The 13,177-nt window shown below is 29.8% G+C and carries 11 protein-coding genes; 5 read left to right on the top strand and 6 right to left on the bottom strand.

Annotation, left to right across the window (positions count from 1 at the left end; translation table 11 throughout):
• Positions 1-216: 216 nt before the first annotated feature.
• The 3 genes from ACWJKE_RS04050 to ACWJKE_RS04040 all read left to right on the top strand — a co-directional run bounded on the left by ACWJKE_RS04050 (position 217) and on the right by ACWJKE_RS04040 (position 4,398).
• Positions 217-1,392 (top strand): ATP-binding protein, encoded by a 1,176-nt coding sequence (locus tag ACWJKE_RS04050; protein ID WP_216304021.1) that lies wholly within the window; start codon positions 217-219, stop codon positions 1,390-1,392.
• Complete coding sequence (locus ACWJKE_RS04045; RefSeq protein WP_216304022.1) at positions 1,382-2,968, top strand: ATP-binding protein; 1,587 nt, start codon at positions 1,382-1,384, stop codon at positions 2,966-2,968. The genes ACWJKE_RS04050 and ACWJKE_RS04045 overlap by 11 nt, the downstream gene beginning before the upstream one ends.
• Positions 2,969-3,117: 149 nt before the next feature.
• Entirely contained in the window at positions 3,118-4,398 is a 1,281-nt protein-coding gene (locus ACWJKE_RS04040) for a methionine gamma-lyase family protein (protein WP_216304023.1), read from the top strand.
• Between the two features lie 106 nt (positions 4,399-4,504).
• Here the strand turns inward: ACWJKE_RS04040 and lexA are convergent, their stop codons facing one another.
• Positions 4,505-5,113, bottom strand: coding sequence for a transcriptional repressor LexA (gene lexA / locus ACWJKE_RS04035; protein WP_216304024.1), 609 nt, complete (start codon positions 5,111-5,113; stop codon positions 4,505-4,507).
• A gap of 219 nt (positions 5,114-5,332) precedes the next feature.
• On the opposite strand from lexA, the gene ACWJKE_RS04030 reads away from it, so the two are divergent.
• Positions 5,333-5,806, top strand: a complete 474-nt coding sequence (locus tag ACWJKE_RS04030; RefSeq protein ID WP_216304025.1) for a hypothetical protein — start codon at positions 5,333-5,335, stop codon at positions 5,804-5,806.
• A gap of 68 nt (positions 5,807-5,874) precedes the next feature.
• Here the strand turns inward: ACWJKE_RS04030 and ACWJKE_RS04025 are convergent, their stop codons facing one another.
• Positions 5,875-6,873 (bottom strand): tyrosine recombinase XerC, encoded by a 999-nt coding sequence (locus ACWJKE_RS04025; RefSeq protein WP_216304026.1) that lies wholly within the window; start codon positions 6,871-6,873, stop codon positions 5,875-5,877.
• A gap of 382 nt (positions 6,874-7,255) precedes the next feature.
• A complete protein-coding gene (purB, locus tag ACWJKE_RS04020) occupies positions 7,256-8,686 on the bottom strand; it encodes an adenylosuccinate lyase (RefSeq protein ID WP_216304027.1) in 1,431 nt (476 codons plus the stop codon).
• A 247-nt stretch (positions 8,687-8,933) separates the two neighbouring features.
• Here purB and ACWJKE_RS04015 point away from each other — a divergent pair, with 247 nt between their 5' ends.
• Positions 8,934-9,140, top strand: a complete 207-nt coding sequence (locus tag ACWJKE_RS04015; RefSeq protein WP_165412978.1) for a DUF378 domain-containing protein — start codon at positions 8,934-8,936, stop codon at positions 9,138-9,140.
• 223 nt (positions 9,141-9,363) lie between these two features.
• Here ACWJKE_RS04015 and ACWJKE_RS04010 read toward each other — a convergent pair whose 3' ends face one another.
• The 3 genes from ACWJKE_RS04010 to ACWJKE_RS04000 form a co-directional block, all read right to left on the bottom strand.
• Positions 9,364-10,455, bottom strand: coding sequence for a hypothetical protein (locus ACWJKE_RS04010; RefSeq protein WP_220287166.1), 1,092 nt, complete (start codon positions 10,453-10,455; stop codon positions 9,364-9,366).
• An 810-nt stretch (positions 10,456-11,265) separates the two neighbouring features.
• Positions 11,266-11,778, bottom strand: a complete 513-nt coding sequence (locus tag ACWJKE_RS04005; RefSeq protein ID WP_216304055.1) for a GNAT family N-acetyltransferase — start codon at positions 11,776-11,778, stop codon at positions 11,266-11,268.
• Positions 11,779-11,901: 123 nt separating this feature from the next.
• Positions 11,902-12,819, bottom strand: coding sequence for an EamA family transporter (locus tag ACWJKE_RS04000; protein ID WP_253198262.1), 918 nt, complete (start codon positions 12,817-12,819; stop codon positions 11,902-11,904).
• Between the last annotated feature and the right edge of the window lie 358 nt (positions 12,820-13,177).

Below are 13,177 nucleotides of genomic sequence, written 5' to 3'. Positions count from 1 at the left end.
TAGGATTGATATTATTAATAGGAAGTTTTATTTGCTATAGTAATCCTCAGATATTATTTTAAGTAGTTAGGTTACATGTTTCTTAAATTGTTTAGTAATTGTAAAAAAAGTGAATAAGGGGTTTGACTTTGACAAAAAATATTTTGTTAGAATGCTTGACAAAATATTTTTTGTTAGATATAATTGTAAATATAAGTAATTGCGGAGGTGCTAATTATGAAAATTACAACAGGGCAAGCTGCACGAGGTGAAAATTTTTTTAAAAGACCTATTTTAATAAATAAATTATGGAGAAAAATCGATTCAGCTAGTAGTATTATAATTTCAGCTCCAAGAAGGGTTGGGAAAACATCTTTAATGAGGTATATAGAAGATAACCCAAGGGATAAATATTATATAATCTATGTAATTACGGAGTCTGTTTACAACGAAAATAAGTATTATAAGGAAATTGTAAAGGCCATTTTAAATTGCGATTCAATAAAGAAAAGAGACAAAGTAATAAATTCAATTAAAGATTTAGCTAAAACCATTTTTAAAAGTATTGACGAAGTAGGCATAGACACTGTTAAGTTTACTAAGACTATTGAACTTAATTATTATGAAAAGTTTATAGAAATTATGAGATCTATTGATTTAGAAGGGCACAAATTAATTATAATGATAGATGAATTTGCTCAAACAATAGAAAATATTCAACAAAATGAAGGCACTACATATGCAGTTCATCTTCTTCAAAGTAATAGAGCATTAAGACAAAATAGTGATATAAATAATAAATTTCAATTCATATATACAGGGTCCATAAGCCTCGAGGGTATTGCAAGACGAATGGACTCTTCAAAGTTTATAAATGATCTAGATATTTTAAAAGTCACTCCACTAAGTGAATCAGAGGGGAAAAGTCTTATAAATGAACTACTTAAAGGGCTTGATTTCACAATGGATACCGCTACTATAAATCATATGCTACATGAAATTAAGTGGTTGATTCCTTTTTATATTCAACTTGCTATGGATAAAATTCAGGATATTTATGATGAAGATCAAATATGCTCTATATATAATAAATCGGTTGATATAGCAATTAAACGGATGATAGAGGAAAATAATAAATTTAGCAGTTGGCATGAGAGGCTTAAGGTGTACAAAAATAATGACTATAAGTTTATTATAGAAGTATTAAACATAATAGCTATAACAGAAGCTAAGAAGATAACTTATAACGAAATATATGATTTAGCTGTAAAATATAATCTTTGCGAAACATATAAAGATCTCTTAAATACTATTATTGATGATGGATATATAAATAATGATGAGGAGGAAAAATTATATACATTTACCTCTCCTATATTAAGAATGTGGTGGTGTAAAAAAAATGCAAACTAGTACTTTAAGTTTTTATAATCCCAATAATTTATCGCATCAAGAATTAGTTGATAGATTTGTAATAAGGAAAAAAGAATTTCAAAAGATTTTTAAAGATATAAAAAATTCTGACATGAAATATCCAGAGCAGCATTATATCATAGAAGGTCAAAGAGGATATGGTAAAACAACTTTATTAAAAAGAATATACTTTGAAATAAAAGGAGATAAGCAGCTAAAAGCAAAGTTTATCCCTGTTATATTTCCTGAGGAGCAATACAGTATACGGAGACTGTTTAAACTTTGGGAGGTAACGGCTGCGAATCTTGAAATGGAAAATGATGAGTTTGTAGGGCTTTATGATGAAATGGATAAATATGCAGAGGTAGAAGACTACGAAGATATATGCTTTAAAATACTTGAGCAAAAACTTAAAGAAAAAAATAAAAAATTAATACTATTAATAGATGATACTTTCGGTATTCTAAAGAAGTTTAAAATCTATGAGCAGCAAAAACTTAGAGAAATTCTATTAACCTCTGCTGAAATTCGAATTATAGGAGCATCTTCAGAAGTTTTAGAATTTACTTTTGATTATAGTAAGCCCTTCTATAACTTCTTTAATCTGATAAAATTAGAAGGATTAAATTCAGAAGAAACTGTGGAATTTTTTGAAAAGTTAGGTGGAATTTTTAATAAGAAGGGTATAAATGAGATACTTAAAAGTAACAGTGGGAAAATAGAAGCTTTAAGGCGGTTAACAGGTGGGGTGCCAAGAATCATGGCATTACTTTTCGATATTTTAAATGTTGACAACGGACCCGTATTTAAACAATTAGATACATTACTAGATAGAGTAACACCTCTTTATAAACATACAATGGATAGGTTATCTCCAGTGCAACAGGAAATTGTTGATGTTATAGCTTTACGCTTTGATGCCATAACCACAAAAGAAATAGCAGATAAAATAAGAATGCAAAGTAAAGAAGTATCCGCTCAGTTAAATCAATTAGAAAAAAACGGAGTAATAAATAAAACACCTGTAAATAAGAAAAATTATATGTACAAAATAAAAGAACGATTTTTTAACATATGGTATATGATGAGGTTTGGGGGAGAAAAAGAAAAACAGCAGGTGAAATGGCTTGTGGGTTTTTTTGAAAGCTGGTGCAATAAAGAGGACCTAATTAACAAAAGTGAAAAAAATGAAAAAAATGAAAAAAATGAAAATGATTTTAATACCATTTATGTTTTATCTGAAACCTTACTTTCTAATGATCGAATAGAAGAATCCTTAGAAAAAGCTCGCTTATTTTTAAGATCAGCTAATAATACAGATAAATATAATAAATCTATTAATGAATATTTAATTTTTCTAATGGCTAAAAAACAATACAATTCCTTATTTAAAATGTTTAATGAAGCTGAATTTAAGCTAAAGGATAAATTTAAGCCTACTTATTATGCGTTAATGTATTTTATGAAAAATCAAAATGAAAAATTTGAAATTGAGTATAAAAAAGTTGGAAAAGAATTAGAGGAAACTGTTGAAGAGATTATTGAAAAAGTTAAATCATCACCTGCGGTGCTGTAATAGTAAAGAAAGAGACAATTAAATACATACTAATATGATTGATATATAAATAAAACTATTCTACATCGGTATTATTTATGTTACTATTATTACGGTAGTTAAAGTTTAAAACACATAATATATACATAATAAAAAGGGGACCTGGAATCATGATAGACATAACAAAAGTATACCTTCAAAAGAAGTATAAAATAAGTTCAAAAACGCTAAAACTCTATGATATAGCAATACAAGATGTACAAGATGAGTTTAAAATTCTTGATGAAATAAGAGAGTTTAATCAACTTAAGGTTTTGACCGCACTACAAGATGAACGAATTAGCGAATGCCATTTTACAAATTCATCTGGATACGGTTATGGCGATATTGGGAGAGATTCATTAGATAAAGTATATGCAAGAATTTTCAATTGTGAGAGTGCACTCGTTCGGCCGCATTTCGTAAATGGAACACATGCAATTGGAGCGTCCTTATTTGGTAATTTAAGACCTAATGATACCATGATATCGGTATGCGGAACACCTTATGATACACTTCTTAATATAATAGGTATAAATGCTAAGGAGGATATAGGCTCATTAAAAGATTATGGTGTAAAATATAAACAATTAGAATTAAACGATAACTCTAAAGTTGATATTGATTTAATGAAAAAGACACTGATTGAAGATAAGTCAATAAAGCTAATTCATATTCAAAGATCTACTGGATATGGCTGGAGAAAAGCATTATTAATTTCTGAAATAGATGATATTATAAGCGCTGCAAAAGCTATAAATCCAAAGGTTATTTGTTTTGTAGATAATTGTTATGGTGAATTTATTGATGTTACGGAGCCTACAGATGTAGGAGCAGATATAGTTGCTGGATCCCTCATAAAAAATATTGGTGGTGGAATTGCACCTACAGGTGGATATATTGCAGGTAAAGAAGAATATGTACGACAAGCTTCTTACAGACTAACAACTCCTGGAATAGGAGGGGAATGTGGTTCTACGTTTGGAGTTATGCGTTCTTTATATCAAGGACTATTCATAGCACCACATATAGCTATGGAAGCATTGAAGGGCGCTATTTTCTGTGCAAGAATTATGGAACTTGCAGGTTTTGAAGTTCTTCCTAAGTATACTGATAAAAGAAGTGATATAATTCAAGCAATTAAATTTAATGATAAGGAAAAGTTAATTAATTTCTGTAGGGGTATACAAGAGGGGTCTCCCATTGATTCTTTTGTTCAATGCGAACCGTGGGACATGCCAGGATATGAAGATAAGGTTATAATGGCAGCAGGTGCATTTATTCAGGGAGCATCTATAGAATTATCTGCAGACGCTCCAATAAGAGAGCCTTATATAGCATATTTACAGGGTGGATTAACGTTTGATCATGCTAAAATTGGAATACTAATAGCACTTTCAAGAGTTATTTGAACTAGAAAGTAAATATTTATGACTTAATAATAGAATAAAAAAATCCTGCAATTGATATATTCATTGCAGGACTTTTTTGTTACATAAAATCTTTAAAGGTGGATATTTAATACTTTCTGTAAATACCAACAAGTACACCTAAAATTACACAGTCATCAACTATGATAGGGGACATAGTTGAATTTTCAGGCTGAAGCCTTATATGATCTTTTTCCTTGAAAAATCTTTTAATAGTTGCTTCATTATCAATAAGAGCTACAACTATATCGCCATTTTTAGCGGTATTGATTTTCTCAATTATAGCAAGGTCTTTATCCAATATTCCTGCTTCAATCATGCTGCTACCAGAAACTTTAAGCATAAATAGTTCATTATTGGTTTTAGTGAAATTTAAAGGAAGTGTAAATGTATCTTCAACATTTTCAACTGCGAGTATTGGTTTGCCAGCAGTGATTTTCCCTATAATAGGTATATCTATAAGTTCTTTTCTTATGACAGAATCCTTTATTAATTCAATTGCACGAGGCTTGGTAGGGTCTCTACGGATAAATCCTTTTTTTTCTAGTCTTGCTAAATGCCCATGAACAGTCGAAGTAGATCTTAATCCTACGCCATCACATATTTCTCTGACTGAAGGTGGATATCCTTTTAGTTGTACCTGTTTCTTTATAAAGTTATATATTTCACTTTGCTTATCTTTTTTTTCAGTTAACATGTAAACGCCTCCCATTCATAGTATAATTATACCATATAAATGTAATAACATCAAACTTACGTTCTGTTTTATAGTTATTAATAAAAATAAAAAATTATATATTATTATGTATGAATACATAAGTCATTATTAAGGGGTGTTAGTGTTTGATTATTGAAAATATATTTGCTATAATAGTCTATTATGAAAGTATTTGAAATAAATAGATTGGAGTGTTGTATGTCTAAAAATTGTATATTTAATAATAAGAAAATTTGTAATAGTTGTGGAGAATGTGAAGTCTGTGAATTAAATTCAAATAAGAAATGTAATAATTGCGGTAAATGCTTAGAAATGGAAGGTTACGATGTAAAAGCTATAAAAATTGATGAAGTTTTTGAGGATAATGAGATTGAAGGGGTAGAAGAGGTAGACGAAAATATTTGTGACAGGTCTGAAATTAATTTAGCGGAAGAAGTAGATAATGATGAAAATGAAAATGATGAACTACCAAAACTTGAAGATTATGACTCAGTGGTAGCCAGCGATGAATTTTTAAAACTACATAAAGATGAGTTCATACCTGAAAACAATGAGGTTTGGGAATTTATAGATGACATAGACGGGGCAAAAGAGCTACTTGAAAATGAAGATGATAACTCAGGATTACTTCAAGAAGAATTTCCTGGACTTATAAGACTAAAAAAAATATAAGTATTAGAAAGTATATATTACGCATAATGCATTAACCGTATTGCAATACGCGTAATATATACTTTTTTTTATTCATCAGAAAGTGGATTTGACTTAACCGCATTTCTTAATTTATCATTATCTACATGAGTATATATTTGGGTGGTAGATATATTTTCATGGCCTAATATTTCTTGTAGACTTCTAATGTCTACATTTCCATATTTATACATAAGAGTAGCAGATGTATGCCTTAATTTATGAGGAGTATACTTATCTTTATTAAGTCCAGCATTACCTATATATTTTTTTACAATTCTCTCCACAGTGCGTTTATTAATTCTTCCATATTTACCACTTATAAAAAGGGCATCCTTATCTTCAGAATGAATTTTATCTATGTTCGTATTTCTAATAGGCAAATATTTATAAATTGATTTCAATGAAGCTTTATTCAAATAAATGGTTCGTTCTTTATTTCCTTTCCCAATAATAGATAATGTATCATCTTTAAAATCGGATATATTTATACTACAAAGTTCTGACAGCCTGATACCACAATTTAAGAATAATGTAATAATACTATGGTCGCGAATAGAATGCTTATCTCTAGAGCTTGTAGCGTCGAGTAGTGCCTTACTTTCACTTAATGTTAAAAAAACAGGACTTCTTTTACCAAGTTTTGGTGACTCTAAATCTATTGTCGGGTCTATAGTTAGCACTTTAGCCTTAGTGGTTAAATACTTGAATAGAGACTTTATAGATGCAATTTTTCTTGCTTTAGCGTAGTTACCATTAGCCCTATATTTCCCAAGATAGGAGATATAGGCATATAAATCCTGCAATGTAAGGGTTCTTAATGTATCTAAAGTTAGGTCACTAATTATAATGGTCTCAAGAGGTAGAGCATTTTCTGAAGAGACTAGACCTTTGTATATTTTTAAGAACTTTAATAGCAATGATAAATCAGCAGTATAAGCAACAACAGTAGAACTAGAACATCCTTTAATAGTAGATAAATAATTCAGATAATCATTTAGAAACGGTGGGAGTTCATTGTTATAAATAGTATTTATATTCGATTTCATAAGTACCTCCAAAAATCATAATAATGTCGTGAAACTTACATTTCACGACATTATTATACTACAAGAGGGGGAGCAAAATCCTGATTTTTCTAAAATAATAAAAATAAACAAATGTTTTTATTATTTTTATTATTTCCACATGCAATTTGAATTTTATTCTTCGAAAGTTATAGTGAAATCATGGCCTGTGGAGCTACAATATTACCGACTTCAAAAGGAGATTTATACTACCACTGAAATTTTCTATTTGTTAGGTTATGTAACTCTTACTTATAGAATTGGGAGACTTTCCTTCTAAAATGTCGTTAAACTAAAAAAGCTATCAGTTTTGTTTGCATCACTGATAGCTTTTTATAGTATAATTTCTATCCAATACTAAGGATTATACGTTTATAGAAGTTTCTACTCCTAATGCATCTTTATTGGCCTCGATTATTGGTTTTACATATTCATCTATAAATTCTATTACTTGACTTGGAGCTCTACCTACAAATTTAATCGGGTCAATTACAGCAAATATCTCTTCTTTTGACATCCTAAAACTATCATCATTTATTATTCTTTCTATAAGATCATTATTTAAGCCTTCTTCTTTAACGCGTTTTGCTGCAGCCATAGAATGAACTCTAATGTTCTCATGAAGTTCTTGTCTGTCCCCGCCCCTTTTAACAGCTTCCATAAGGATATTTTCTGTAGCCATAAATGGAAGCTCGTGGTTTACATGAGCAGTAATTACTTTTTCATATACTACCATATTTCCAGCTATATTCATATACAAATTTAATACTCCATCAAGTGCTAAGAAAGCTTCAGCTACGGATATTCTCTTATTAGCTGAATCATCTAATGTTCTTTCAAACCATTGTGTTGCAGCTGTTATAGCAGGATTTAATGAATTCACTATAATATATCTTGATAAAGAGCTAATTCGCTCAGAACGCATAGGGTTTCTTTTGTATGCCATTGCAGAGGATCCAATTTGATTTTTTTCAAAAGGCTCTTCCACTTCTTTCATGCTTTGAAGTATCCTTAAATCATTACTGAATTTATATGCACTTTGAGCTATTTCTGATAAAGTATTTAATACTATAGAGTCTACTTTTCTAGAATAAGTTTGACCAGTAACGGGATATGTATCTTCAAAGCCCATTTTATTCGCTACATATTTATCTAAGTCTTTTACTTTTTTCTCATCATTTTCGAATAGATTCATAAAGCTCGCTTGGGTTCCAGTTGTTCCTTTAACCCCTAGTAACTTTATTCTATCTATTACAAAGTCTAAATTTTCTAGATCCATTATTAATTCTTGAATCCATAGGGTTGCCCTTTTACCTACAGTAGTTAATTGAGCTGGCTGTAAATGGGTAAAACCTAGTGTAGGAACATCTTTATACTTTAATGCAAATTCTGAAGATTTACTAATTACATTAATTAATTTTTTCTTAATTAATAGTAAAGCCTTTTTCATGACTATTAAGTCTGTATTATCGCCTACATAGCAGCTAGTAGCCCCTAAATGAATAATACCCTTCGCATTAGGACATTGAACCCCATATGCATATACATGGCTCATTACGTCATGTCGTATTTCTTTTTCTTTATTTTCAGCCACTTCGTAATTCACATTATCTACATAGGATTTAAGCTCTTCAATTTGAGATTCTGTAATATTGATTCCTAATATCCTTTCACCTTCAGCTAGTGCAACCCAAAGCTTTCTCCATGTTCTAAACTTCATATCATCTGAAAATAAATAACTCATCTCTTTTGATGCATATCTACTATTTAATGGTGTATTATAAGAATTTCTCATATTCTGCCTCCATACGTACAATTTTAAATATAAAACAAGTTTCATTCATATTATAACATACAATAGTGCTAAAAGTAATGAAAATGTTCGTATACTTAATTTGTACTTTCCAAATTATTTTTTAGTATATAAATTTATATACCATAACATTATATACGCTTTAAAGAAATTATTAAACAGTTCTAAAATATTATATTTATAATATAATTTATACAAATAGAATAATTATATTAGTCTGGGGGTAATTATGTATAAGCTTAGTATTATCGACAAACTTTCATTCGTGTTTGTATTGATTGGTGCTTTAAATTGGGGACTTTTAGGATTGTTAAATGTTAACTTAGTTAGTCTTATCTTTGGATTTGTTCCCTTCCTTGCTAGAGCAATATACATTTTAGTAGGATTATCTGCTGTGAATATTATTGTTTTCATAGCGAGAAATAAAAAAAATTAGATCCTCTTTTCTATTAATATTATCTTAAATAGTGTAATATTAATAGAAAAATACTCCGTAAATTATTATGGAGTATTTTTGATTATATTAAATCATCTATTGGGTTTCTAGGCCCTCTTAATTGGGCTCAGTTCACAATTGCTAAGTTATACTGGCCTACGTTCCAATACTTTTATTTTAATTTCTGATATATCGATTTTTTCCATTATCACATCCTAGCTAACTAGTTACTTGGAGTTACAGTTGATTGTTTTTCGTCTGGAGTTACAGTTGGTTCTTTTTCATCTGGAGTTACAGTTGGTTCTTTTTCGTCTGGAGTTACAGTGGGTTCTTTTTCATCTGGAGTTACAGTTGGTTCTTTTTCATCTGGAGTTACAGTTGGTTCTTTTTTATCTGGAGTTCCAGTTGACTCTTTTTCATCTGGAGTTACAGGTGATTCTTTTTCATCTGGAGTTCCAGGTGATTCTTTTTTATCTGGAGTTACAGGTGATTCTTTTTCATCTGGAGTTCCAGTTGATCCTTTTTTATCTGGAGTTCCAGTTGATTTTTTTTCATCTGTGGATAGTTTGGGAACGGGAGTTTTTACATTAGGAGATGTCCCTTTAAAATAAAATCTTCCTAAACCCCCAACAATTATAACTAAAATAATTGTTGCGATAATTATCATTGCCTTTTTATTCTTACTAGTTTTCTTATTTCTAGAGAGCGCTTCCCTATTTTCTTTATTTATTGTTTGTTCAGCGCCTGTTACCTTATTCATAACCGCTGTAAAATCTTCTTTTTCATTAGGAACTATTGCTTCGTTCTTTCTCACTGCCTTAAGGATTACCTGTTTTACATTTTTAGGTATATTAAACAAAAATGATAGTATTCCCTTTTGTTCTACAGAGTCTATCTCCTTAAAATTTTCAGGTGATCTGATTACAATAATAGGCTTATTATTGTAATTAGATTGTTTTTCTACATATACTGTAACTGAAAACTCATCACCCTTACTTATAAAAGGGATATAAACCTCTAAAATGTTATCCTTTATTGAAGAATCAAATTTTAAACCTTTTGTTATTGTGGCACCCGCACTCTTTAAGTTAGTCTGTGAACCCTGTATATTTATAGTTAACTCATGAATTGTTTTATTTGATGGGTTCTTAACAGTAATAATGTATGTGCAATGTTCTTTGCCATCCGTTTTTATAGGTTTACCATTTCGTACATTACATAATATTCTAGGTCCTAAATTTCTATAATAATCTAATAGTAATCCAGATATAAATGATATTATTATAGTTATAATTGCAGTTTTAATAATATTCATAAAATTAATTTTCGCTCCCTTATTTTTTACTGTTTTTCCAGCTACATAATTATATAATTCACTTTCAGTAAATTATAAAGTAGATGGATACTTGTGACAAACTTAAAAATTGAATTGAGAAGATTTATACAAGAGCCTAAGTAATAGTAGCTACGCATCTTAATGTAGACATGGTCTTGCCAACGCCTCCCTTTTGATTGCTCACTACACTGAAATTTTCTCTTTGTAGTCCCCCTAGAAATATAATGAAGTATCGTTAAAATACTTGTTTCATTATATTCCATATATCGAATGATAGCAAATCAAATTCCCCAAATGTGGTATCATTAATAAAAATTTAACATCATAAAATACTTCATTATGATGTTGACGCTAACCCGTATAGTAACATTAATTGCTTTTTTCTACTTGCTGATTTAAATAACATACAAGTATGTCTCAACAAAGGATATTTTAAGTTGTAGTTGGAAAATAATTTTGTTAATAATTATTTTTGATGCCTTATTTATTTGTTTGATTAAATTTGTTCCATTGTTAGTATTCTCTTGTTCCCATTTTGAGTTTCTTCAATAAAGAGAATATTATATTTTGCGAGATATATGTGATTAAACTAATCAAGTTTTACTTGAAATTTTTTTATTAACAAAAAAAAGCATGTATAAATTAATATAGATGCTTTGTCTAAATGAATTTTTGATTAGTTAGGCACTAGAATTACTACTCCAATTATTACAATAAATTGCTATCATATCATTGCAGCCATTCTATTTCCTACTCTCTATGTATTTTATAATTATTATAACTTACACACTAACCATCTATTGGGTTTTCAGGGCCTTTAAGCTCTAATTGATAAAAAACAAGATTGAGCCACTTCCCAAATTTAAATCCAGCTTTATTTATCTTACCTGAATACTCGAACCCCAATTTTTCGTGCAATTTGATACTTTTTTCATTTGATTCATCAATTGCCGCCACCATGGTTGCAAATCCTCTTTCATTGGAAAATCTTATTAGTTCTTTAGCTAGTAGTGTTCCTATGCCTTTGTTTCTACAGTTACCATTAACATAAATAGAGTGTTCAATAGTATATTTATATGCAGGCCATGCTCTGAATGGCCCAAATGTAGCAAATCCGATAACCTTATTATTTTCTTCAACTACTAATATTGGATACCCCTCTTTCTTCTTTTTTTCATACCATTGTTTTCTGTCATCAATTGTGTGAACTTTATAATCATAGACAGCTGTTGTATTTAATATTGCATCATTACAAATTTCTAAAATATCAATCAAATCATTTTCTACTGCTTCTCTTATCATTTTTATACCCCTCTCACAATAAAAAGTTGCCACTAAAAATTTCTTAACGATCATTCTATACAACATTATACAATATTTTTGTTTTTTAAAACATAACCTTTTATAATTGGTTTTTTCTTTTTCTTATAAGGGTTTTTTATTAGTGTTAGACCCTAAAGTTAAAATTGCTACTGTAGATATAATACACATTCCTCCGATTACTTCAAACAATCCAAAAGGAACATGTAACCAAAATATAGAAGCAAGTGTAGCGGATAAAGGTTCTGCACTTGCCAATAAGCTAGCTTCAGTAGGTGCAATATATTGTAAACTAGCTATGTACAAATAAAAGGCAATTAGTGTACCGAATAAAACCACAAATCCAACAAATAAACTAGAAAGCAAAGACCAATTTTGACCTTGTATATTCCATGGCGGGTTTATGAAACTCAGCCCAACTCCGCCTATAAGCATACCCCAACCTACAACAATCACAGCCCCCCACTCCTTAAGCAAACTATGTGGATATAATGTATAAAAGGCAAGGGCAATTGCTGACCCAACTCCCCAAGCGATGGCAGGTAACGAAATAGTAAGCCTATCAACCGTGCCGTTAGTCACAAGAAGAAATGTTCCCAAAATAGCTAAACCAACTGAAATAAATTCTTTTGGGCTTGGGACTTTTTTTAATCGTATTGCCAAATATGCTACTATAAATATCGGAGCTAAATATTGCAACAAAGTGGCTGTCGCAGCGTTACCTGATTTGATGGACATAAAATAAGTATATTGTACTCCGAGCATCCCAATTATCCCGAATATAATCAAATGTAATCGTTTAGAAGAGTCTTTCCATACAGACCAAACCTTATGTTGTCCATTAGTTTTAATACTTGCGAATAAGAGCAATAGTACACCTGATGTTATCATTCTTACTGTTACTAGCCAGCCAGGTTGAAATCCTTCGTTTTGAAAAAGTTTCTGTGCAACAGTACCAGAAATCCCCCACAAAATCGCACCGACTATAGCCATTGCATATCCTTTGTAGCGTAAATTCAGCATAATTCTAAACTCCTTTTTTCTATTCATTATGTTAACTACCAATAACTTTGTTTACTGATTACAAAACAACAGCATAGGTGTCATTATTTTCAATAAACATTTTTATGTACTGCCAACCAGCATTAGGACCAATTAGCTCACACCTAAAATAATACCTAAATATATTTTGTTAAATTTTCTCATAAACGGCTAGATCCCTCCCCATTAAATTACCATTGCGTAATTATTCAATTATACATAATATTAATATAAGTTTCAAATATTTAGTAAAATTATGTATAAATTGATTTCATATTTTTTATCAATACAAAAAAGCATCTATAAATATATTATAGATGCTTTTTTCAGGTTGTTTACA

It is taken from the genome of Clostridium sp. CM036 (assembly GCF_055081135.1).
This window is presented reverse-complemented; position numbering and strand designations above follow the sequence as displayed.

Excerpts from the sequence above, each read along its gene's own strand:
- lexA (WP_216304024.1), bottom strand. The coding sequence starts at position 5,113 with ATGTTAACTGAAAAAAAAGATAAGCAAAGTGAAATATATAACTTTATA.
- ACWJKE_RS04000 (WP_253198262.1), bottom strand. The coding sequence starts at position 12,819 with ATGCTGAATTTACGCTACAAAGGATATGCAATGGCTATAGTCGGTGCG.
- ACWJKE_RS04040 (WP_216304023.1), top strand. The coding sequence starts at position 3,118 with ATGATAGACATAACAAAAGTATACCTTCAAAAGAAGTATAAAATAAGT.
- ACWJKE_RS04050 (WP_216304021.1), top strand. The coding sequence starts at position 217 with ATGAAAATTACAACAGGGCAAGCTGCACGAGGTGAAAATTTTTTTAAA.
- purB (WP_216304027.1), bottom strand. The coding sequence starts at position 8,686 with ATGAGAAATTCTTATAATACACCATTAAATAGTAGATATGCATCAAAA.
- ACWJKE_RS04025 (WP_216304026.1), bottom strand. The coding sequence starts at position 6,873 with ATGAAATCGAATATAAATACTATTTATAACAATGAACTCCCACCGTTT.
- ACWJKE_RS04010 (WP_220287166.1), bottom strand. The coding sequence starts at position 10,455 with ATGAATATTATTAAAACTGCAATTATAACTATAATAATATCATTTATA.
- ACWJKE_RS04015 (WP_165412978.1), top strand. The coding sequence starts at position 8,934 with ATGTATAAGCTTAGTATTATCGACAAACTTTCATTCGTGTTTGTATTG.
- ACWJKE_RS04030 (WP_216304025.1), top strand. The coding sequence starts at position 5,333 with ATGTCTAAAAATTGTATATTTAATAATAAGAAAATTTGTAATAGTTGT.
- ACWJKE_RS04045 (WP_216304022.1), top strand. The coding sequence starts at position 1,382 with ATGCAAACTAGTACTTTAAGTTTTTATAATCCCAATAATTTATCGCAT.
- ACWJKE_RS04005 (WP_216304055.1), bottom strand. The coding sequence starts at position 11,778 with ATGATAAGAGAAGCAGTAGAAAATGATTTGATTGATATTTTAGAAATT.